The following is a 21,835-nucleotide window of genomic DNA, read 5'->3' on the forward strand; positions in this document are numbered from 1 at the left end:
CTCCTGAGTTCGTTCTTTTACTGTCTGCGCCGGCGCGCCTGTCGGCGCAGATGGATTTCCTCTATGGATTACAGCCATGCGCCTGCCAGATTTCATTCTCGAAAACCTAGAGCCGATCCTGCAGGCCTGGGAAGATTTCGCCCGCACCATCGAGACGCCGGGGGTGGAGCTCGATAACGTCGCGCTGCGCGATCACGCCGAGCAGATGTTGCGCGCCATCGTGATCGATCTGCGGACCAAGCAGACCATGAGCGAACAAATCGCCAAAGCCCAGGGCCAAGCGCCGCGCGACGATGAAGAAACAGCTGCGGAAACCCACGCGGTGACGCGGCTGATGGCCGGTTTTACCATCGATCAGATGGTGTCGGAATACCGCGCGCTGCGCACCAGTGTGCTGACCCAATGGCTGCGTCAGGTCAAGGATGGCAAATCAGTGAATGTCGACGACATGACGCGCTTCCACGAAGCGATCGATCAGGCGCTGGCCGAGTCGATTGCCAGCTACTCGCGCGCCGTCGAGGCGTCGCGCAACGTGTTTCTGGGGATTCTCGGCCATGACTTGCGCACGCCGCTGGGGGCGATTCTGCTCGGTGCGGATATGTTGCGTCGTACCGAAGCCACCGACCCGCGCACCGGCAAAGTCGCCAGGCAGATCTACGCCAGCGTGCAGCGCGCCAGCCAGATCGTGGGCGACCTGTTGGATCTGACGCGCTGCCAGATGGGGCCGGGGATTCCGGTGAAAAAATCCCTGATCGATCTCAGCCCTGTGTGCGAGCGGGTGATCGAGGAAATCCGCGCCTTTCATCCGCAGGCCAACGTGCGGTTCGATGCGACGGAAGCGGTGATGGGAGCGTTCGATGGCGCCAGGATGGAACAGGTGTTTTCCAACATCATCAGTAATGCGGTGACCCACGGCGATAATCAGTTTCCGGTTACGGTTGCACTGGAAGCTCGGGAGGATTGCGCGGTGTTCACGGTGCACAACGGCGGCGAGCCGATTCCAGAAGACGTGTTGCCGTTCATCTTCAATCCTATGGGGCGCTTCTCGCAGCGCTCCGTAGTTGATCACGGGCCCGTCGCTGGCCTCGGGCTGGGCCTGTTTATCGCCTCGGAAATCGTCGCCTCGCATGCCGGGTCGATCGAGGTCAGCTCTGACCGGAACGGCGGAACCGTGTTTCGCGTAAAGCTTCCGATTGATGCTGAAAGCCCCGTCACCATCTAGGCCAATCGATGGAGGGCCGGCCCCGGCCCTCCAGCCTGATCACTCCTCCATCACCTCAACCAAACCGCGGTCCTCACCGAGGAACCCGCCGCTCTGGTGCTGCCACAGCCGCGCATAGGTGCCGTTCTTCTCGAGCAATTGCGCGTGGGTGCCTTGTTCGATGATGCGGCCTTCGTCCATGACGATCAGCCGGTCCATCGCCGCAATGGTCGACAAGCGGTGGGCGATGGCGATCACGGTTTTGCCCTGCATCATTTCATCGAGGCTTTCCTGGATCGCGACTTCGACTTCCGAGTCCAGTGCGCTGGTGGCTTCGTCGAGCAGCAGGATCGGTGCGTTCTTCAGCATCACCCGGGCGATGGCGATGCGTTGGCGCTGCCCGCCCGAAAGCTTGATACCGCGTTCGCCGACCAGCGTGTCGTAGCCGCTGTGGCCCTGCTTGTCGCTCAACTGGCTGATGAAACCATCGGCCTGGGCGTTCACTGCCGCGCGATGGATGTCTTCGTCGGTGGCGTCCGGGCGTCCGTAGGCAATGTTGTCGCGGATCGAACGGTGCAACAGCGACGTGTCCTGGGTGACCATGCCGATCACGCTACGCAGACTGTCCTGGGTGACCTCGGCGATGTTCTGCCCATCGATGCGGATTTCGCCGCGATCAACGTCATAGAAGCGCAGCAGAAGGTTGATCAGCGTCGACTTGCCAGCACCGGAGCGGCCGACCAGGCCGATTTTTTCGCCGGGGCGAATATGCAGGGTCAAGCCGTCGAGCACTTGGCGTTCGCCGTTGTAGTTGAAGCTGACATTGTCGAAAACCACTTCGCCGCCGGCAGGCTCAAGCACTTTGGCATCCGGCGCGTCCTGGACTTTCGGGCCGCTGGTCAGGGTGGCCATGCCGTCCTGCACGGTGCCGATGTTTTCGAACAGCGAAGTCATCTGCCACATGATCCAGTGCGACATGCCATTGATGCGCAACGCCATGGCGGTGATCGCCGCAACAGCGCCGGTGCCGACTTCGCCCTGATGCCACAGCCACAACGCGTAACCACCGGCACCGAGAATCAACTCCACCACCAGCGCCTGATTGACGATTTCGAACTGACTGACCAGCCGCATCTGGCGAAATCCGGTGAGCTTGAAATCTTCCATCGCTGCACGGGCAAAGTGCGCTTCACGCTTGGAGTGCGAGAACAGTTTGACCGTGGTGATGTTGGTGTAGGCATCGGCAATCCGCCCGGTCATCGACGAGCGCGCATCGGCCTGTTCCTGGCCGACCTTGCCCAGACGCGGGACGAAATACACCATCGCCAGCCCGAACAGAACGATCCACGCCAGAAACGGCAGCATCAGCTTCAGCGCAAAGCCACCGGCCAGCGCAATGATCGCGATGAAGTACACGCCAATGCCGGGGAGGATTTCGATCAGGGTGAACAGCACCTCGCGCACCGACAACGCAGTCTGCATGACCTTGGTCGTCACCCGGCCGGAGAACTCGTCGGAGAAGAACGACAGACTTTGCCGCAGCATCAACCGGTGAAAGTCCCAGCGCAGGCGCAGCGGCAGATTGATCGCGAGGATCTGATGCTGGACCATCGTGCGCAGCGCCACCAGACCAATGCTGACTACCAGCACGATGCCGATGCCCCACAACACGCGGCTTTCCTCATCACCGGCGGCGCCGCCGGATTGCCAGGTCGAGAGCAGATCCACCACTTGCCCAAGGAAAGAAAACAGCCACGCCTCGTAGATCGACACGCTGGCGCTGAGCAGGGCGAAGGCCAGGATGTAACCGCGCGCCCCCCGGGTGCAGGCCCACAAGAAGCGCATCAGGCCGACTGGCGGTGGCGGCGCCTCGTCGGGCGGGAAGGGGTCGAGCCTTTCTTCAAACAGGCGAAGCATTGCGGTCTCCGAAGTGATCAGGGTGTGGGGATTCTGCCATCTATCGGCGTTGTTGCGGGTTTCAGCGTCGTGTTGCAGATAAATGCTTGTGCCTTGTCTTGACCGCAGCCAGGCGCAGAAGCTCAACGCAATCGTGCCAAGCGCAACCTTTCGTCGCTGATCCAGACCTGATGTCGCACACTCATCAACCTCTTTGAACTCTCGCGCAAGCTGCTCCGTCATCTTCTATGTGGGGGCTCGAGGCAATGTTGCCGTGTAGCTCCGTTTTTCCGTTTTCAAGTCAGAACGCGAGGGGCCACATGAATACTCAAGACAGCAGGGCAGGCTTTGAATCAGGTGATCCGAACAGCAAGCCTGGACAGGCTTTTGAACATTTGAAGGACGACGTCAACGAAGCAATTGGCGGCGCGCGGCAACAGGCCGACGCGCAATTCGGACAGTACCGCGACACCGCGGCCGAACAGATAGAAGCACTGGCCCAAGGCGCAAAGAGCTTCGTCTCGGAGTTGCAGGACAAGGACACGCTGGGCATGTCCGACTACCTGACGGACATGGCGGATTCCATGACCGGGCTGGCGGGCAACCTGCGCGGCAAGAGTGCCGAGCAGTTGCTGCACGATGCGGCGGATCTGGCGCGCAGCAATCCGGGGCTATTCATCGCCGGCAGCATCGCCATCGGTTTCGGCCTGTCGCGGTTTCTCAAAGCCGGCACGGCCGCAGCAGCGACGGTCAGCGCCGAGCACGATCCGGCGGCGGGCACGACATCGACGCCACCGCCAGCCGATTACGGTGCGCAGCGACCCTATGAATCGTCAGTACCGTCATCGGCCCACGCCAATCCGGGACTGGCCACCGGCATCACCCCGACCTCGCCCAGTGACAGCGATCACCCCGCTGATTTTGCCGCGGCTTCCGTACCGCACGCACCCGACGCCAAAGGAGAACTGTGATGAACAGAGATGAATCTGATCTGAGCGGGGCAAGGCCCCTCGGCCAAACGGATGACGCTTCGGTGGTCGGTCTGTTGCGACAACTGTCCCGAGAGGTGCCAGCGTTGTTCACCAAGGAACTGGCATTGGCAAAAGCCGAACTGCAGAACAGCCTCAGCACGCTGAAGGCGGGCATCGGTGCGGTTGCTGGTGGTGCGATCGTGTTCCTCGCCGGCTTTATTATTCTGCTGATGTCGGCGGTGTACGGCCTGAGTATGTTCATGGCGCCATGGCTGGCCGCGCTGATCGTCGGCGTGGTGGTGATGATCATTGGCTTCGCCATGCTGCAATCCGGGAAGAAGCAATTCGAGCCATCTCACTTCAAACCTGATCGCACCCTCGACGCCTTGAACAAGGATCAGGAAGCGCTGCGGAGGAAAGTCTCATGAAAAGCGAACTGGATATCGAAGCGGAAAAAAGCCCGGAGCAGATCGAGCGCGAAATCGATGCGCAACGCGCGAGCATCGGCAACATCGTCGATCAACTCGAGAGCAAATTCACTCCCGGGCAAATGATCGATCAGGCCTGGGGGATGATGCAGAGCAACGGCTCGACGTTCTTCACCAATCTCGGCACCAGCGTGCGCAATAACCCGGTGCCGGCGGTGCTGACTTCGGTGGGACTGCTCTGGCTGATGATCAGCCAGAATCGCCCGCCAGTGCCGCAACCGACCTATCGCAGCGGGCCGGATCAGGACAAGGCCGGCGAGTGGGCCGACGGTTTGGCCGACGGCATCGACAGCGCCCGCGCGCATTTGCACTCGACTACTGACTCGCTGAAGGACGGCTACCAGTCGCTGAAAGGCAAGGCCAGCCACCTCGGGGAAAACGTCGGTGCGGCGAAGGAAAATCTGACCCATGCGATGCATGACGCCAGTGATCGACTGTCGCGTAATTCGCAAGTGCTCGGCCAGCAATTCAGCCACCTGCTCAAGGAGCAACCACTGATGGTGGCTGCCGCCGGGGTTGCGCTCGGTGCATTGCTCGGCGCGGCATTGCCGACTACGTCCACTGAGCAGCGCTACATGGGCCGCACAAGCGCGGGCATGGTCGACAAAGCCAAGCAGAAAGCTCAGGAAGGGTATGAAGCCGTGCGTGACACGGTGACTCGGACCACTGAACAAACCGAAGTGGAGACCAAGCCGGAAACGGCGCGGCCTTCGTCTTCCGATTTGTCACAGGGGTTGGGTACTTCTTGATGGTGAAAAACAAGGGAGGCCTGCAATGGGCCTCCCTTTTTATTGGACTGCGGGTCAGGTCGATACCTCATTCTGCAGGCCTTTCAAATATTCGACCAACGTCTGCGCGCACGCTTCAATCGCGCCATCCACGACCAGTTCAAACCCGTGGGTATTCTCGGTCGGGATTGCGATGCATCCGGCCTGGGCGCTGATGCCTGAGCTCATCACCGCGCTGGCGTCGGAGGCGAAATCCACCAGCAGGGCGAACTGTGGATCGAAGCCGCAACGCTTGGCTGCGTCGGCCAAGGCCATGACCACGCCGCGCGAGTAATAGCCTTTCTGGTCGCCGGTATCGATGATCGGGTCGACGCTCAATCGCGTTGCGTACTCGCTCATCACCGGGCCGACTTCCACCGCGATTGTGGTGTCACCGGGCAGGTGCGCAGCGGCGTACATTGCGCCGGCGTTGCTTTCTTCCTCAAGGGTGGTGAAGACAAAGTAGGTGTCGTGCGCCAATTCGGTCGGGCTGCGCTTGAGTTGCTCGGCGGCCTGGAGCATGGCGACGACAGGCGCGCGGTCATCGAGAAAGTGCGCAGCGGTGGCATCGCCCACTCTGAACGGCGTACGCCAGTGCTGGCTGAGCACGACACGGGTGCCGGGGCGCACGCCCATGTCTTGCAAGGTTTGCGGGTCGTGGCGGGTGATGATGTGCACGTCTTTCCACTCCACCGCGCCGCTCATCACATCCTGGCCCTGCGGCGAGCCTGTGGTGGCGTGCATCGAGCCGAATGAGAGCACGCCGGGCAGGGTTTGCGCATCGCCGAGAATATCCACCGGACAGACACCGAAATTCACCGGATTCGCACCGCCGAGGGCAACCACCCGCAACGTACCGTCCGGCTCGACGCGTTTGACCAGCATGGCGATCTCATCCATGTGGCCCATGATGCGCACGGCGTGCTGGCCGTTCGGATCGGGTTCGCTGCCCTTGAGCAGACCAATGACATTCCCGGCCCGGTCGGTCCAGACCTCGTCGCAATGGCGCTGCAGTTCTTCCAGGCAGATTGCCCGAACTTCGTCTTCCTGACCGCCAGGCCCGCGCGCCATGAGCAAACGGCTCAATAGTGTTTGGGTGGATTCCTCTGTGTTGCGCGGCGAAGGCGTTTGATTATCCGACATGCATGTTGACCCTCCTTGCATCGGCGGACGTGTATCGACCGCTCAGGATTTAGGGGGCAGGTTGGCGGGAAAATTCAGATGGGTTGAAGCCTTCTGATTCACCTGCATTCCCTGTGGGAGCGAGCTTGCTCGCGAAAGCGCAGTGTCAGGCGATGATGATGTTGACTGTGCCGGCGCCTTCGCGAGCAGGGATTTTGGTTGCGCTGAAGATTGTGGCCTTGCCCCGGACCATTGTGGGAGCGAGCCTGCTCGCGAAAGCGGTGTGACAGGCGATGATGATGTTGAATGTGCCGACGCCTTCGCGGGCTAGTCCGCTCCCACAGAGATTTGGGTTGGGCTGAAGATTGTGGCCTTGCCCCGGACCATTGTGGGAGCGAGCCTGCTCGCGAAAGCGGTGTGACAGGCGATGATGATGTTGAATGTGCCGACGCCTTCGCGGGCTAGTCCGCTCCCACAGGGATTTTGAGTGCGCTGAAGATTGTGGCCTTGCTCCGGACCATTGTGGGAGCGAGCTTGCTCGCGATATCGGTGTGACAGGCGATGATGAGGTTGAATGTGCCGAAGCCTTCGCGAGCAGGCTCGCTCCCACAAAGATTTGGGTTGCGACAAGGATTGCTGATCTGCCCCGGACCATTGTGGGAGCGAGCCTGCTCGCGAAAGCGGTGTGACAGGCGATGATGATGTTGAATGTGCCGACGCCTTCGCGGGCAAGCCCGCTCCCACAGGGGATTTGGGGTGCGACAAAGATCGTAAATTTGCCCCGGATCACTGTGGGAGCGAGCCTGCTCGCGAAAGCGGTATGACAGGCGATGATGATTTTGAATGTGCCGGCGCCTTCGCGGGCAAGCCCGCTCCCACATGGGGTTTGAGGTGCGACAAAGATTGTAGATCTGCCCCGGACCATTGTGGGAGCGAGCTTGCTCGCGAAATCGGTGTGTCATCCAACGTGGATGTATCTGATCTGGCGCCTTCGCGAGCAGGCTCGCTCCCACAGGTATCGGCGTTTTGCTCAGATGATTTGTGATGTCAGCGGTTGTATTTCAGCGCTTCGACAAACGCTGCAAACGCTGCCGAGCTCTGGCGCCTGTTGGGGTAATAGAGGTGATAGCCCTGAAACGTCGGGCACCATTCTTCCAGCACTTCCACCAATCGCCCGTCGGCCAGATACGGCGCGACCAATTGCTCGGGCACGTAGGCCACGCCGATGCCGTCCACGGCGGCGTTGAGCACATGCATGATGCTGTTGAACACCAGTTGCCCATCGACCTTCACGCTGAAATCCTGACCCTTGTGCGCAAACTCCCAGGCGTAGATCGCGCCGGCCGGTTGGTGGCGGATGTTGATGCAGGTGTGCTCCATCAACTGATGCGGCGTGGCGGGTGCCGGGTGACGAGCGAAGTACTCGGGCGAGGCGACCACGGCCAGGCGCCAGTCCGGGCCGATGCGCACGGCGATCATGTCTTTGCTGATCGATTCACCGAGACGAATGCCGGCGTCGAAGCGTTCCTTGACCACATTGGTGAAACCATAATCGACGTAAAACTCCAACGTGATATCCGGATAGTCCTGCAAAAACTGCGCAAGCATCGGCCGAATGCACAACTCGATCTGATCGTCCGTGCAGGAAACGCGGATCGTGCCGCTGGGCTTGTCGCGCAATTCGCCGAGGGCTTCGAGCTCGGCGCTGATCTGCTCGAACAGCGGCGCAATTGAGTGCATCAAGCGTTCGCCAGCCTCGGTCGGCGAGACATTGCGCGTCGTACGAGCGAGCAAGCGGATACCCAGACGCTGCTCCAGCGCGCGCACCGTATGACTCAGCGCAGACGGCGTGACGCCGAGGCGGGCGGCAGCCTTGGTGAAGCTTTGCTCCTGGGCCACCGCCAGAAAGGCCTGCAGGTCGTTGACTTTGGCGTTGCTCATTGCTGAATTTTTCTCAAAAGCACATGAAGATTACCGCTACTAATCAAGTTAAGCCTGATCCGTCAAGCTTTGCAGCCTGAGTAACGGGGCAGAAGTGCCTCGATGATTTCTTCTTCAAGACAGGTTTTCGCATGACGGCTCAAGTAATCGACACCCCGACAGCCCAGCCCATCGAAGCGTCCACTGACGGCGAACAACCGGCGTACTGGAGCGGTGTGTTCGCGATGACCTTGTGCGTCTTCGCCCTGATCGCCTCAGAGTTCATGCCGGTCAGTCTGCTCACGCCAATGGCTACGGACTTGCTTATCAGTGAAGGCCTGGCCGGCTATGGCATTGCCATCTCCGGCGCGTTCGCGGTGCTGACCAGCCTGACGATCAGCAGACTCGCCGGCTCGATGGATCGCAAGCGCCTGTTGCTGCTGTTGACCGCGCTGATGTGTGCGTCCGGGCTGGTGGTCGGCCTGGCGCCCAATTACACGGTGTACATGATTGGCCGCGCATTGATCGGTGTGGTGATTGGCGGCTTCTGGTCGATGTCGGCGGCGTTGGCCATGCGTCTGGTACCCTCCGCCAGCGTGCCCAAGGCGCTGGCCATTTTTAACGGCGGCAATGCCCTGGCGACCGTCGTGGCGGCGCCGTTGGGCAGTTATCTGGGCAGCGTGATTGGCTGGCGCGGGGCGTTTTTCTGCCTGATACCGGTGGCGCTGATTGCTCTGCTCTGGCAATGGATCAGCTTGCCCGCACTCCCGGCCGCGCCGCGCAAAGCCAGCGCAGCCAACGTTTTTGCGTTGTTCAAAAGCCGCCGGGTGGCGTTGGGCATGCTCGGCGCCGGTCTGTTCTTCATGGGCCAGTTTGTTCTGTTCACCTACCTGCGACCGTTTCTGGAGACCGTGACCCAGGTCGACGTTTCGATGCTGTCGATCATCCTGCTGGTCATTGGTGTGGCCGGGTTTATCGGCACTGTGATCATCGGGTCGGTGCTGAAGTCAGGTCTGTACAGAGTCGTGATCGCCATTCCGCTGCTGATGGCGGTGATTGCTGTCGCGCTGATCGGGCTGGGCAGTTCAGTGCTAGCAGTGTTCGTGTTGCTGGGCTTGTGGGGATTGATCGCCACGGCGGCGCCGGTAGGCTGGTGGTCATGGCTGGCCCGCACGCTGCCCGACGATGCCGAAGCCGGCGGTGGACTGATGGTGGCGGTGGTGCAGTTGTCGATTGCCTCGGGTTCTACCATCGGTGGTCTGCTGTTCGACGGCAGCGGTTATCGGCTGACGTTTTTCGCCAGCGCGGCATTGCTCGTGCTGGCGGCGCTGATGACCTGGCTGACGTCGCGGCAGACAGCCTGAATCAGCTTTCGGTGTTTTCGGCCGCCGCCTGCGCCGCTTCGGCTTCCAGCTTCAGGCGGTCGGCCTTGCAGATGTATTTGGGCTTTTTCGGCGCCAGTTTGGCATTGGCCTTTTTGGCCTTTTCCTTGAACAACTGCTGCAGCTTCTTTTGACGATTCATGATTTTTCGATCAGGGGTGGAGAGGGTGGGAATCCTGACGCAAGGCCGAGTGGTCAGCAAGAAGAAATCCACTAAGCTGAGCACATTCGCCCATACTCAAGAGCATCCCCCAACCGAAGGAATCGCACATGAGAAAAGCTCGCAGATTGATTACCGCGTTGTCTTGCCTCGCACTGGCAATCGGCAGCACGACGGCACTGGCTGACCCCGGCAATGGCAAGGGGCAGGGTGGTCAGGGCGGCCAGGGCAACGGCAAGGGCAAACCGCAAAACATGCAGGATCACGGCAAACAGGGCGGGGGCGGCCAAGGCAATGGCAACAAAGGCCAGCAACACTCTGGCAATGGCGGCGGGCCGAGCGTCGATCGCGGCAATATTCTCAGCAGCGTCGGCATCTATCGCGGCCAATACTGGAATCCTGGGCCGCCGCTGCCGCCGGGTATTCAAAAGAATCTGGCGCGGGGTAAACCGTTGCCCCCGGGCATCGCCAAGAAGCTGGACGGGCGAATGCTCGAACATCTGCCTCGTTATGACGGCTACGAATGGCGACAGGCGGGCACTGCCCTCATTCTCGTTGCGCTGGCCACCGGGCTGATCTACGAGGTGCTCAACGGCGCGTTCGATTGATTGTTGAAAAAGGAGCGGCCGCACGTGCCGCTCCTTTTTTATGTGGGTATTGCTGCAGCTTTTGCAGCAATGAACTGCATTCAGGCTGGGTTGTTCGTTGAGTGCTGCGCTTTCAGACTGAGCTCAACGCTTAACGAATGAATGGAGATGACCATGGCCAATGCAATCCGCTTCACCGCAACGGGCGCACCGGACGTCCTGCAATTGCACGCTGTCAGCGAACAAGCCCCCGGGTCCGGCGAGGTCTGGCTGGAGCAAGCGGCGGTGGGCGTTAATTACCTGGATGTGAGCCAGCGCAAAGGTGCGGTGCCGGTGGCGTTGCCGTCGGGGCTGGGGCTGGAAGGCGCGGGTCGGGTGGCGGCGGTCGGTGCCGGTGTGAGCAATGTGCGCGTCGGTGATCGGGTCGCTTACGCCACTGGCCCCTTGGGCGGTTACGCCTCGGCGCGGCTGTTTCCGGCAGAGCGGCTGGTGAAGATTCCTGAAGAGTTGACGTTCGAAGACGCGGCGGCGGTGTTGTTCAAAGGCATCACCGCGCAGTATCTGCTGAAGGCGACTTACCCAGTCGGGCCGGGCACGACGATACTGCTTTACGGCGTCGCGGGTGGTCTGGGGGAAATCATGGTGCCGTGGGCCAAACACCTTGGCGCAACGGTGATCGGTGTGGTGTCGAAGCAGGCCAGTGTCGACAAGGCTCGCGCGTCCGGTTGTGACGAAGTGCTGGTGTTCGATGCCGAGACTCTCGCCGCCGATGTGGTGCGCATCACCGAGGGGCGCAAGGTCGATGTGGTGTATGACCCGATTGGTCGGGTGTCTTTTCAGGCCTCGCTGGACAGCTTGCGCCCACGCGGATTGATGGTCTCGTTCGGCGCGCAGACCGGCGCGCCGGCAGCGGTGGAAATGGCCACGCTGAACGCCAAGGGCTCGCTGTTCCTGACCCGTCCGTCGCTGGCCGCGCACACCGCCACGACAGCTGAATATCAGGAGCGCGCGCAAGATGTGCTGGCCGCTGTTGCCGCCGGTATCATCACGCCGCGAATCCGCGCGCGTTATTCATTGGTTGACGCGGCACAAGCGCACGCCGATCTTGAATCGGGCCGATCATCAGGGGCGATCATTTTAAAACCATGAATCTGGATGTTCTGAGCAACCCGCACAGCGATGAAATCGCTGCTTTCCTGGCCGTCGCCGCGCAAGGCTCGTTTGTCGCGGCGGGGCGTTTGTTGCAGCGCCATCCGACCATCGTTTCCAAGCGCCTTGCGGCGATGGAGAAGCGACTCGGCGTGCGGCTGGTGGAGCGCTCGACGCGACACGTGCGTATCACCGAGGCTGGCCTGCAACTCGAACAGCGCCTGCGCGCGGCCGTCGAGTTGATGAACGAAGCGCAGCAGCAAGCGGTGCAGGTTGCCAGCGAAGTACGCGGCACCCTGCGCCTGGCCTTGCCGGCGGCGATGGGGCGGTTATGGCTGGGGCCGCTGCTGCCGGAATTTCTCAAGGCTCACCCGCAGGTCTCGCTGGTCGCCGATTACAGCGAAGGCCTGGTCGACATCATCGAGCAGGGCTTCGACGCGGCTATTCGCATCGGCGAGCTTGAGGACAATCGCCTGATTGCAAAAAAGCTCAGTGACCATCGTCGGATTCTCTGCGCATCGCCGGCCTACATCGAGGCCCACGGCATGCCGCAAACCGCGCAGGATCTGCTGCAACACAATTGCCTGCGCTTCAGCGGGCTGGCGTCGTTCCCGCTGTGGCGACTGCATCGCGGCAACGAAGTGCAGACCATTACGCCACACGGCAACCTGACCGCCAGCGACAGCGAATCCCTGCTCGCCGCCGCCCGCGCCGACGCCGGCATACTCGGTGCCGGCGACTGGCTGATGAGCCGCGATCTGGCGGCAGGGCGGCTGATTCGCGTGCTGCCCGACTGGCATCTGGATTCGGCGGGCGGCGTCTATCTGGTCAGGCCGTCATCGCGGTTTCCAGCGGCGGCGGTGGTGGCGTTCAAGGAATGGATCGAAGCGAAATTCGAGACCGGACCACCTTGGGCGGTTTGATTACAACCTGCATCAAGACCGACACTGGCCCTGTGGGAGCGAGCCTGCTCGCGAAAGCGGAGTGTCAGTCATGGATGATCTGGCTGACCTGACGCCTTCGCGAGCAGGCTCGCTCCCACAGGTTTCGTGGCTTGCTCAGAAACTCCCGAACGCCCAAATATCCAATGTGAGAGCGAGTGCCAATTTGGGCGCACAAAAAAGCCCGGCATCGCTGCCGGGCTTTGGTGTCTTCAGCGCTTTACGCGGCGATCTTGTTGGCCGCCATTTCCTTTTTGTGACTGGCTTTCATGGCTTCCATCTGTGCGCCCAATTCCTCGAGTTTTGCCTTGCCCAGAAGCTTCTGCGCTTTCGGGAACATTTCCTGTTCTTCCTCTTCGATGTGGTGCTCCAGCAGTTCCTTGACCACTTTGACCCGACCAGCAAATTCCGGGGTGCCCGGATCGGTTTCTTTCAGATCAGGCAGTACCAGCGAATCCACGGTGCGGTGCTCTTCCTTGGCTTCGTAATACATGATGTCTTCTTCCTTGCTGCCGGCTTCCTTGAACGCAGGATAGAGAATCTCTTCTTCGAGGCGGGTGTGAATGGTGATTTCCATTTCCAGTTTGCCCAGCAACTCGACGCGTTTTTTCAGCGCGCGGTCGGTGGACTCACTCAGTTGGCTGAGGATGGCTTTGACTTTTTCATGGTCGGCTTTGAGAAGGTCGATAGCATTCATTTTTGAGGCCTCTGCTTTTCACGGATTGAACACAGCGTTCTTTTTTTCGCGCTGCTGTGTATTCAGGAAGAGGCTATCGCAGGACTCATGCCAACTCGCCGATCGAGCGCAATCCGTCTAAATCAAGGGCTGGCATCGAAGCAGGCACAATGCTTTCGTGCAGCCTGCAAGAAATCCGCGTGGCGGGCATTGCATATAACAAGCCCGGCAAAAGCCGGGCTGCGGGTGATGCTTGAGACGGGCCTGCGTCGTTGCTCAACGGCTGGCCTGGGAAGGCGAGCCGCGACCGATATGCTTGGGCCCCGCCAACGCCCAGGCGATCAGGCCGAACAGCGGCACGAACACGATCAGCACGATCCACACGCCTTTATTGCTCGATTTCCCCTCGCTTTTGCGCACCCGGTTGATGGCCCAAAGCTCGATCAGCACGAGAATGACCGCCAATACGATCCACACGGTTTCGATTTGCATAGGCTTAACTCCTGATGGTCTGTGCGTTAGGCGGCGAGAGGTGCGTTGGGTTCATTCTTTTTGCCTGGGACGAGCGGACGCGGTGATACCCGGTTGCAAAATAAATGTCTGGTCGCCGCTGCGCCCTATATCCTCTGCGCCACACGTTTAGGCTGGAACAGGGACAGGGCAATGGCATTCAGGGTGATGGTCGTCGGTGGTTATGGCAATTTCGGCAGTATCGTTTGTCGGCATCTGGCGCAGATGCCAGAGATTGAGCTGCTGCTGTCGGGCCGCGATGCGCGCAAGTTGCAACGCCAGGTCGCTGAGCTGCAAGCGCAGTCGGGCCGAGCTTGCGAAGGCTGGTGCGGTGATGCGATGGGCGCAGGTTTTCAAGCGGCGTTGCGAGAGTTGAATATTCAGTTGGTGGTGCACACCGGCGGGCCGTTTCAGGGGCAATCCTACGCAGTTGCTGAAAGCTGCATCGATGCCGGGGTCAATTACTGCGATCTGGCTGACTGCCGCACCTTCGTCAACGGCATTGATGTGCTCGACGCCCGCGCCAGGGAGGCTGGTGTGGCCGTGCTCAGCGGTTGCAGTTCGGTGCCGACCTTGTCTTCGGCGATCATCGATCAGCAGCGCTCACGTTTTGCGCGAATCGACTCGATCGAGCATGGCATTTCTTCCTCGGCGAAGATGCCTGGGCTGTCCACAGTCGAGGGCGTGCTCGCCTACGCAGGCAAACCGATCAAACAATTGAAAAACGGCCAGGTTCACGAAGTATTGGGCTGGCTCGACCTGACCCTGCGCAGCATGCCGCAACTGGGCAAGCGGGTGCTGGCCAATGTCGATGTGCCGGACATGGATATTTTCGCTCGCCGCTATGGCGCACAGACGCTGCGCTTCAAGGCTGGCGCCGGCCTGAAGCTCGGCGGTGTCGCCAACGCCTTGCTGGCGCAAGCCTTGCGCTTCGGTCTGGTGCGCGATCATGTGCGCTGGGCGGCGCGTCTGCATCGACTGGGCACGTGGTTCGAACGCTTCGGTGATGGCAAAAGCGCGATGTACATCGATGTTCAAGGCATTGGAGTTGACGACCAGCCGCTGAGCATGACCGCGCAACTCACCGCACTGAATGACAAAGGCCCGGAAATCCCCAGCTGCGCCGCCGTCGCCCTCGCAACCAAAATGGCGCGGGGTTATGCACCGCAACCTGGCGCGCGGCCGTGTGTTGGCGAAATCAGCGTCGATGAATATCTGGCGGCGATCAACGATCCGGCCAACTTGAGCCTGTCGGTTCAATTCTCCGATGGGCAGCGTTGAGATGGTCTATCTGTGCCTGAAGTACCTGCATGTAATCGCGGCGATTTTCCTCTTCGGTTTCGGCATGGGTTCCTACCTCTACCTGATCGCCGCCAGCCGCAGCGGCAACCCGCAAGTGATCGCCCATGTCGCACGAATGGTGGTGCGCTTTGATACGTGGATCACCACGCCGGCCGGGTTTGTGCAGGTCATTACCGGCTATCTGCTGATGCGGCTCTCGGGGCTTTCGATGAGCACCGAATGGCTGCTGACTTCGCTGATCATTTTCTTCTGTGTCGGCGCGTTGTGGCTGCCGGTGCTGGTGTTGCAAAAGCGTTTGCAGAGCATGGCGCTGAGCGCGGGCGAAGGTAGCCTGCCTCTGGATGATCGCTACGCGAGCACGTACCGCTGGTGGTTCTGGATGGGCGTCGTCGGGTTCGCCGGGATGTTTGTCATCGTGCTGATGATGGTGACGAAGATGACGCCGCTGCAACTGATCGGGTCAGCCGTGGGCCTTTAGAAAACGGCTTTCGTGATCCGCAGTCGGCAGCAGACAAGTGTCGTACTTGCCGAACAGCCGATACCGATTCAGCGCGATGCGATCGTAAGCCCAGTCGCGCAGACGACGCGGGAAGATCCGCAGCAGTTTCAGCGGCTGCCAGCGCCCTGGCAGTTGCCCGACCACTTCGAGAAACGCATCCGAGCGTTCCCAATAATTGCGGTCGCGGATCACCGCCATGGTGTCGAACTCGTCCAGCGGCAAACCGGCCCACGCCAGCAAGGCCTGGCCCTCGGGCGATTGCACGGTCGCCAGCCGCACGCGGCGCTGACGGTCATACCGAATCAGAAAACGCGCCCAGCCGTTGCACAGTTTGCACACACCGTCGAACAGCACCACGGTTTCGCCTGGCTTGAGCAATGGCGCGGGGGTGGGGCGGGTTTTCATGGCAGGCATCGGCGGATGTCCTTGGCGGCGGTTGTCGCGATCATAACCTTGATCACCGGACTATAAGAGTGAATCGCGCCGGTATTGCCCCGGCGATATTCCGTGCACGCGGCGGAATGCAGCGCCAAACGCCGCGTCGGACAGATAGCCCAGTGACGCGGCGACAGTGGCCACATTGTCCCGGCCATTGCGCAAGCGGAACGCGGCCACGCGCATCCGCCAGCGCGTGGCGTACTCGACCGGCGCTACACCCATGCAAGTTTTGAATAACACCGCGAAACCCGATCGCGACATGCAGGCAATCTCGGCCATTTGCGTCAGTCGCCAAGGCATCTGCGGAGCAGCGTGAATGGCGCGCAACACGCCGGCAATCGCCGGTTCCCGCAGTCCACCCAGCCACGCCAGTTGTTCGGCATCCGCGCTGTTGATGTGATGGCGCAGCGCATGGATGAAGATCAGCCGCAGCAGGTCGTTGCACATCGCCTGCGAGCCAGGCTGATGCGACGGCCACTCGCGCCCCAGTTCATCCAGCAGCCAGCCGAACGACGAGGCGCCTGCGGTTTCGGCACGAATGATCAGCGAGGTCGGCAGCACGTTGAGCAGTTCGGTTGCGCCGGGTCCCGACAGCGACACGCTGCCGCCCAGCAACTCGACTTCCTCGCCGACACCGAACGTTGCCGAGGCGCCGTCATGGGCGAAAACATCCGCTGCGTTAATCGCTTCGACATCGGCGCCGCTGGCCAGAATGAACGGCGTGCGCGACACCACAAAACAGTCGCCGGCCTGCAACAGGCGCGCCGGCATGCCTTGCATGCGCAGCCAGCATTCGCCTCGTCGCACCACGTTGAATTTCAGTTCGATGGGTTGGAAACGCAGCGCCCAGACACCGCCCGCTTGTAAGCGAACCGAGCAGGCTGCGCGCAGTTCCGAGAGTGCCAATACGGCAGAAAGTGGGTCGCCAGCAGGATTTTGGATGATCACGACAGAAACCTGGATTTATCAGACTGGTTCGTCCCGAGAGCTTAGCCAAGAATGAAGGCCTTCGATAGCTCACTCAGGATTACGCCCATGGCCACGCTTCAACAACCTGTGCAATCACCGTTCAACGCCGCCAGCACAGCGGCTGAAGTCATGGCCGGCATCGATCTGCGCGGGCAGCTCGCTGTGGTCACCGGCGGCTATTCCGGCCTCGGTCTGCTGACGGTAAAAAGCCTCGCGGCGGCAGGGGCGCAAATTATCGTGCCGGCCAGAGATACCGCGCGAGCTGAGGCTGCATTGGATGGAGTGGACGGTGTCCGCGTGATGCCCATGGACCTCATGCAGGCCGAGTCGGTGGCGGCGTTCAGCCACAGCGTGGTCAGCGCGGGTCAGCCAGTGTCATTGCTGATCAACTGCGCCGGAATCATGGCCGCGCCGTTGCTGCGCGATGCCGACGGCCATGAAAGCCAGTTCGCGACCAACCATCTCGGTCATTACCGCCTGACCTGCGGCCTCTGGCCCGCGCTGGTCAAGGCTGGCCAGGCGCGGGTGCTGTCGGTGTCATCGCGCGGGCATCAGATTGCCGGGGTGGACTTTGCCGACATCGATTTCCTGCAACGGCCGTATGACAAATGGGTCGCCTATGGCCAGTCGAAAACCGCCAACGCCTTGTTTGCCATCGCACTCGATCAGCGTGGGCGTAGCCAAGGTGTTCGCGCATTTTCATTGCATCCGGGGCAGATTCTGACGGATCTGGCACGGCACCTCAGCACAGCGGAGCTTGCCGCATTCGACGCGCTGGATGAGCAGGGCCGGCCACGGCTGGATGCGCACAATGGACTGAAAACTGTCGAGCAAGGCGCGGCGACGGGGTTGTGGTGCGCGACCAGTGCATTGCTTGCGGATTTGGGCGGCGTGTATTGCGAAGACTGCAATGTTGCGCCGATCAATGAACCGGAAGCAGGCCGCAAGGGTGTTGCGAAATGGGCGGCGGATGCTGCGCTGGCTGAGCGACTGTGGGCGGTTTCGGAGCTATGGACGGGGCTCACGGTCGCATAAATCGAGTCAAAGGCCAAAAGCCCCTCACCCTAGCCCTCTCCCGGAGGGAGAGGGGACTGACCGAGGTGTTTAGTAGAAATTCGCCGACCTGCAATACCGGGTCGAACTCAGTTCTTGAACAGCACCCAGATCGGCTCCCTCTCCCTCGGGAGAGGGCTGGGGTGAGGGGCTGCTCGATAGAGTTACTCTTCCAGCTTCGCCCAGAATTCCTCCGCCGAAGGGCTGATCGGCGCGGTCGGGCGAGTCAGGTGTATTTCCAGTGGAATATCCCAACTTTCATCCAGCGCCCTGACCAGACGCCCATCAGCCATTTCCTGTTCGGTCAGGCTTTTTGGCAGCCAGGCCACGCCTTTGCTTTCCAGCGCCATCGACATCAGCACTGCGGCCAAGTGGCTGCTGAACAATGGTTTCAAGTGCAGATAATCAGCCTTGCCATGCAACCTGTGGGCGACGATTCGGCCCAGGCCCGATTCGTGGGTGTAGGCCAGATAGGGCAGGGTTTCAGGCGACGTGCCGAACTGGGCTGAAGCACTCGCCAGCGGCACAAGTACGTCCTCGCCGACCTTCTTGCCAATGAACTGATCTGGCGCCAGTAATGGCGGAACGTCGGGGTGGCGGTGGCACAGCAGGAACTGCACCTGGCCATGAATCAGCATCTGTTCGCACACGGCCATGCTGTCGGAATGCAGGCGAACCGCATCGATCGGCGCGCCACTTTCGGCGCTGCGCAACCAGCGTGGGAAGAAGGTGAATGACAGCGAATGAGTGGCGGCGAACTGCAAGGTTTTCGCCGCCATGCCAGCCACTTCCTGGGCCTCGGAGCGCATGCGGTAAAGGCGTCTGGCCGCTTCTTGGGCGCTGGGCAGAATCTGCCGGCCGGCCTCGGTCAACGTCGCACCTTGCGGGGTGCGCACGAACAATTCCACACCCATCCAGTTCTCCAGCGAGCGCACTCGGCGACTGAACGCCGGCTGCGTCACATGGCGCGCTTCGGCGGCCCGGACAAAGCTGCCGTACTCGGCCAGTGCTGAAAAATCCTCAAGCCAAACCAGTTCCAAGGGCAATGCCTCCTGTGCATAGGGCGCGGCATTAATAGCATTGGGCGGGTGTCGTCGCAAAGCATAACGTTGGGTCACCACAACAAGAGGAACCCGTCATGCGTATCGTCGATATCCGTGAAAAAACCGTCTCCATTGCTTCCCCGATCGCCAATGCCTACATCGATTTTTCGAAGATGACCTGCTCGGTCGTTGCGGTCATTACCGACGTGATTCGCGACGGCAAACCGGTCATCGGTTACGGCTTCAACTCCAACGGTCGCTACGGCCAGGGCGCGTTGATGCGCGATCGTTTTCTGGCGCGGATCACTGAAGCCGACCCGGAAACCCTGATCGATCACGAGAACAATAACCTCGATCCGTTCGCCATCTGGAAAACCCTGATGACCAACGAAAAACCGGGCGGGCATGGCGAGCGTTCAGTAGCGGTCGGCACCATCGATATGGCGGTGTGGGATGCGGTGGCGAAGATTGAAGGCAAGCCGCTGTATCGCCTGCTCGCCGATCGTTATCGCAACGGTGTGGCCGATGACAAAGTCTGGGTGTATGCGGCGGGCGGTTATTACTACCCAGGCAAGGACCAGAGCAAACTCAAGGCCGAAATGCAGAGCTACCTGGACCGTGGCTACGACGTGGTCAAGATGAAGATCGGCGCAGTGCCGCTGGACGAAGATATCCGCCGCATCGAAGCGGTGCTCGAAGTGGTGGGCGACGGCCAGCGCCTGGCGGTCGACGCCAACGGCCGCTTCGATCTGCAAACCGGTATCGCCTACGCCGAGGCGATCAAGAAGTACAACCTGTTCTGGTACGAAGAAGTCGGCGACCCGCTGGATTATGCGCTCCAGGCCGAGCTGGCCAATCACTACGAACTGCCGATGGCCACCGGCGAAAACCTGTTCTCTCACCAGGACGCTCGCAACCTGTTGCGCCACGGCGGCATGCGCCCGGACCGTGACTACCTGCAATTCGACTGCGCGTTGTCCTACGGGCTCGTGGAGTACATGCGCACCCTGAAAGTGATGGAAGAGCTGGGTTGGTCTTCGCGCCGCGTGGTGCCGCATGGTGGTCACCAGATGTCGTTGAACATCGCCGCCGGTCTGCACTTGGGCGGCAACGAATCGTACCCGGACGTGTTCCAGCCATTCGGCGGTTTTGCCGATGGCATCCGCGTGGAGAGCGGCTACGTCGGGCTGCCGGATATCCCGGGCGTCGGCTTCGAAGCCAAGTCTGCGCTGTATGCCGTCATGCGCGAACTGGGCGAGGGCTGATTCTGTTTCATCTGCGGCCTCGTTTTGCCGAGGCCGCAGCTTCAGGCGTCATCCTCGACGCCAAAGCCACATGCCCACCACAACAATAAAATGAGGTGCTTCCGTGGAAACTTCAAAATCACGCTGGTACAGCCAGCTCTATGTGCAAGTGCTGATCGGCATCGTCATCGGCGCTGCCATCGGTTACTTCGTGCCGGACATCGGCGCCAAGCTGCAGCCGTTTGCCGACGGTTTCATCAAGCTGATCAAGATGCTCCTGGCGCCGATCATCTTCGGCACGGTAGTGGTCGGTATCGCCAAGATGGGCAGTATCAAGGAGGTCGGCCGCATCGGTGTGAAAGCGCTGATCTACTTCGAGATTCTTTCCACCATCGCTCTGGTGGTCGGCCTGATCGTAGTCAACGTGGTCAAGCCCGGCGCCGGCATGAACATCAACGCCGGCACCCTCGATGGCAGTGCTGTCAATAAATACAGCCAGGCGGCGAGCGAGCAGGGCGGCCTCGTCGAATTCTTCCTCAATATCATTCCGCACACCTTCCTCGGCGCTTTCTCCAATGGCGTCATGCTGCAAGTGATTCTGTTGTCGGTGCTGATGGGCGTCGCCTTGGTGCAAATGGGCGAAACCAGCAAACCGCTGATCAACACCATCGATCTGTTCCTGCAAGGTCTGTTCAAAATCGTCGCGATGGTCATGCGTCTGGCGCCGCTGGGCGCCGGAGCTGGCATGGCGTTCACCATCGGTAAATACGGCATCGGCACTCTGCTGTCGCTGGGGCAGTTACTGGTCGCGCTGTACATCACCACGCTGATCTTCATCGTCGTGGTACTGGGCGCGGTGGCGCGATGGTCGGGCATGCCGCTGATGCAGTTTCTGCGTTATTTCAAGGATGAAATCCTGATCACCCTGGGCACCTGTTCGACCGAAGCGGTGCTGCCGCGAATGATGGTCAAACTGGAAAAGCTCGGCTGCAAGAAATCCGTGGTCGGCATGGTCCTGCCGACGGGCTACACCTTCAACGCGGACGGCACCTGCATTTACCTGACCATGGCGGCGATCTTCATCGCCCAGGCGACCAACACACCGCTGACATTCATGGATCAGATGATTCTGCTCGGCGTGTTCCTGCTGACCTCCAAAGGTTCGGCCGGTGTGGCGGGGGCAGGATTCGTGACCTTGGCGGCCACGCTCACCACCATTCACTCTATTCCTCTGGTGGGCCTGGTGTTGCTGTTGGGCATCGACCGCTTCCTCAACGAGGCGCGAGCGGTGACCAACCTGATCGGCAACGGCATCGGCACCATTGCCATTGCCAAGTGGGACAACTCCTTCGATGTCGAAGCGTGCGAGCGGGAAATCGCTGCCATGAAACACGCCAAAGCTGCACGCAAGGCGCTGCTGGCGCACAAGTAAACCAAGCGTGGCGATTAGCACCTCTGTTGGTGATCCGGATCGCTGACAGAGGTGCTGATCGACACCGCACGGGCTGCCTGGGTTG

The 21,835-nt window shown here is 60.7% G+C and carries 22 protein-coding genes; 13 read left to right on the forward strand and 9 right to left on the reverse strand.

Annotated elements, in window-relative coordinates; genetic code table 11:
• The first annotated feature begins 76 nt into the window (after positions 1 to 76).
• The gene (locus D8U82_RS26925; RefSeq protein WP_130903299.1) at positions 77 to 1,222 is read left to right on the forward strand and encodes a sensor histidine kinase; all 1,146 of its coding nucleotides are present in this window, start codon (positions 77 to 79) and stop codon (positions 1,220 to 1,222) included.
• Positions 1,223 to 1,261: 39 nt separating this feature from the next.
• Here D8U82_RS26925 and D8U82_RS26930 read toward each other — a convergent pair whose 3' ends face one another.
• On the reverse strand, positions 1,262 to 3,118 hold the full coding sequence (locus D8U82_RS26930) for an ABC transporter ATP-binding protein (RefSeq protein ID WP_130903300.1): 1,857 nt from the start codon (positions 3,116 to 3,118) through the stop codon (positions 1,262 to 1,264).
• Positions 3,119 to 3,417: 299 nt separating this feature from the next.
• Here D8U82_RS26930 and D8U82_RS26935 point away from each other — a divergent pair, with 299 nt between their 5' ends.
• The 3 genes from D8U82_RS26935 to D8U82_RS26945 are packed head-to-tail and all read left to right on the forward strand — an operon-like array spanning position 3,418 to position 5,305.
• Positions 3,418 to 4,068 (forward strand): hypothetical protein, encoded by a 651-nt coding sequence (locus D8U82_RS26935; RefSeq protein WP_123442758.1) that lies wholly within the window; start codon positions 3,418 to 3,420, stop codon positions 4,066 to 4,068.
• Positions 4,068 to 4,496, forward strand: coding sequence for a phage holin family protein (locus tag D8U82_RS26940; RefSeq protein ID WP_024012566.1), 429 nt, complete (start codon positions 4,068 to 4,070; stop codon positions 4,494 to 4,496). The genes D8U82_RS26935 and D8U82_RS26940 overlap by 1 nt, the downstream gene beginning before the upstream one ends.
• On the forward strand, positions 4,493 to 5,305 hold the full coding sequence (locus D8U82_RS26945; RefSeq protein WP_125926086.1) for a DUF3618 domain-containing protein: 813 nt from the start codon (positions 4,493 to 4,495) through the stop codon (positions 5,303 to 5,305). Before D8U82_RS26940 ends, D8U82_RS26945 begins: the two co-directional genes overlap by 4 nt.
• 54 nt (positions 5,306 to 5,359) lie before the next feature.
• On the opposite strand, the gene D8U82_RS26950 is transcribed toward D8U82_RS26945, so the two are convergent.
• Complete coding sequence (locus D8U82_RS26950) at positions 5,360 to 6,466, reverse strand: M20/M25/M40 family metallo-hydrolase (protein ID WP_130903301.1); 1,107 nt, start codon at positions 6,464 to 6,466, stop codon at positions 5,360 to 5,362.
• Positions 6,467 to 7,492: 1,026 nt separating this feature from the next.
• Entirely contained in the window at positions 7,493 to 8,386 is an 894-nt protein-coding gene (locus D8U82_RS26965; RefSeq protein ID WP_130903302.1) for a LysR family transcriptional regulator, read from the reverse strand.
• Positions 8,387 to 8,610: 224 nt separating this feature from the next.
• Here D8U82_RS26965 and D8U82_RS26970 point away from each other — a divergent pair, with 224 nt between their 5' ends.
• Positions 8,611 to 9,729, forward strand: coding sequence for an MFS transporter (locus D8U82_RS26970; protein WP_241668085.1), 1,119 nt, complete (start codon positions 8,611 to 8,613; stop codon positions 9,727 to 9,729).
• 1 nt (position 9,730) lies between these two features.
• Here D8U82_RS26970 and D8U82_RS26975 read toward each other — a convergent pair whose 3' ends face one another.
• Positions 9,731 to 9,889: a DUF2986 domain-containing protein gene (locus D8U82_RS26975; RefSeq protein ID WP_110645778.1), complete on the reverse strand. Its 159-nt coding sequence runs from the start codon at positions 9,887 to 9,889 to the stop codon at positions 9,731 to 9,733.
• Between the two features lie 128 nt (positions 9,890 to 10,017).
• On the opposite strand from D8U82_RS26975, the gene D8U82_RS26980 reads away from it, so the two are divergent.
• The 3 genes from D8U82_RS26980 (at position 10,018) to D8U82_RS26990 (ending at position 12,566) form a co-directional block, all read left to right on the forward strand.
• Entirely contained in the window at positions 10,018 to 10,515 is a 498-nt protein-coding gene (locus D8U82_RS26980) for an anti-virulence regulator CigR family protein (protein ID WP_130903304.1), read from the forward strand.
• A gap of 153 nt (positions 10,516 to 10,668) precedes the next feature.
• Positions 10,669 to 11,643, forward strand: coding sequence for a quinone oxidoreductase (locus D8U82_RS26985; protein ID WP_130903305.1), 975 nt, complete (start codon positions 10,669 to 10,671; stop codon positions 11,641 to 11,643).
• Positions 11,640 to 12,566: a LysR family transcriptional regulator gene (locus D8U82_RS26990; RefSeq protein ID WP_130903306.1), complete on the forward strand. Its 927-nt coding sequence runs from the start codon at positions 11,640 to 11,642 to the stop codon at positions 12,564 to 12,566. The genes D8U82_RS26985 and D8U82_RS26990 overlap by 4 nt, the downstream gene beginning before the upstream one ends.
• A gap of 238 nt (positions 12,567 to 12,804) precedes the next feature.
• Here D8U82_RS26990 and D8U82_RS26995 read toward each other — a convergent pair whose 3' ends face one another.
• The gene (locus tag D8U82_RS26995; RefSeq protein WP_024012575.1) at positions 12,805 to 13,281 is read right to left on the reverse strand and encodes a hemerythrin domain-containing protein; all 477 of its coding nucleotides are present in this window, start codon (positions 13,279 to 13,281) and stop codon (positions 12,805 to 12,807) included.
• Between the two features lie 255 nt (positions 13,282 to 13,536).
• Positions 13,537 to 13,752, reverse strand: coding sequence for a PLD nuclease N-terminal domain-containing protein (locus tag D8U82_RS27000; RefSeq protein WP_016774306.1), 216 nt, complete (start codon positions 13,750 to 13,752; stop codon positions 13,537 to 13,539).
• A gap of 171 nt (positions 13,753 to 13,923) precedes the next feature.
• On the opposite strand from D8U82_RS27000, the gene D8U82_RS27005 reads away from it, so the two are divergent.
• Together D8U82_RS27005 and D8U82_RS27010 are read left to right on the forward strand one after the other, a co-directional pair.
• Positions 13,924 to 15,051 carry a saccharopine dehydrogenase NADP-binding domain-containing protein gene (locus D8U82_RS27005; protein WP_125926093.1) on the forward strand — a complete coding sequence of 376 codons (1,128 nt, stop codon included), beginning with the start codon at positions 13,924 to 13,926 and terminating at the stop codon, positions 15,049 to 15,051.
• 1 nt (position 15,052) lies between these two features.
• A complete protein-coding gene (locus D8U82_RS27010; protein ID WP_125926184.1) occupies positions 15,053 to 15,550 on the forward strand; it encodes a DUF2269 domain-containing protein in 498 nt (165 codons plus the stop codon).
• On the opposite strand, the gene D8U82_RS27015 is transcribed toward D8U82_RS27010, so the two are convergent.
• Positions 15,533 to 15,985: a thiol-disulfide oxidoreductase DCC family protein gene (locus tag D8U82_RS27015; protein ID WP_125926094.1), complete on the reverse strand. Its 453-nt coding sequence runs from the start codon at positions 15,983 to 15,985 to the stop codon at positions 15,533 to 15,535. The two genes, D8U82_RS27010 and D8U82_RS27015, sit on opposite strands and share 18 nt — an antisense overlap.
• A gap of 51 nt (positions 15,986 to 16,036) precedes the next feature.
• Positions 16,037 to 16,957: an AraC family transcriptional regulator gene (locus D8U82_RS27020; protein ID WP_241668084.1), complete on the reverse strand. Its 921-nt coding sequence runs from the start codon at positions 16,955 to 16,957 to the stop codon at positions 16,037 to 16,039.
• A gap of 87 nt (positions 16,958 to 17,044) precedes the next feature.
• Between D8U82_RS27020 and D8U82_RS27025 the strand changes: the two genes are divergently transcribed.
• On the forward strand, positions 17,045 to 18,013 hold the full coding sequence (locus D8U82_RS27025; RefSeq protein ID WP_125926095.1) for an oxidoreductase: 969 nt from the start codon (positions 17,045 to 17,047) through the stop codon (positions 18,011 to 18,013).
• Between the two features lie 182 nt (positions 18,014 to 18,195).
• Here the strand turns inward: D8U82_RS27025 and D8U82_RS27030 are convergent, their stop codons facing one another.
• The gene (locus D8U82_RS27030) at positions 18,196 to 19,071 is read right to left on the reverse strand and encodes a LysR family transcriptional regulator (protein ID WP_130888058.1); all 876 of its coding nucleotides are present in this window, start codon (positions 19,069 to 19,071) and stop codon (positions 18,196 to 18,198) included.
• 98 nt (positions 19,072 to 19,169) lie between these two features.
• Between D8U82_RS27030 and D8U82_RS27035 the strand changes: the two genes are divergently transcribed.
• Both D8U82_RS27035 and dctA read left to right on the forward strand, forming a co-directional pair.
• Positions 19,170 to 20,339: a mandelate racemase/muconate lactonizing enzyme family protein gene (locus tag D8U82_RS27035; protein ID WP_125926097.1), complete on the forward strand. Its 1,170-nt coding sequence runs from the start codon at positions 19,170 to 19,172 to the stop codon at positions 20,337 to 20,339.
• Positions 20,340 to 20,442: 103 nt separating this feature from the next.
• The gene (gene dctA, locus D8U82_RS27040) at positions 20,443 to 21,750 is read left to right on the forward strand and encodes a C4-dicarboxylate transporter DctA (RefSeq protein WP_016774313.1); all 1,308 of its coding nucleotides are present in this window, start codon (positions 20,443 to 20,445) and stop codon (positions 21,748 to 21,750) included.
• Positions 21,751 to 21,835: the final 85 nt, after the last annotated feature.

This window comes from Pseudomonas sp. Sample_23, from assembly GCF_004307595.1.
Classification (GTDB): domain Bacteria; phylum Pseudomonadota; class Gammaproteobacteria; order Pseudomonadales; family Pseudomonadaceae; genus Aquipseudomonas; species Aquipseudomonas atacamensis.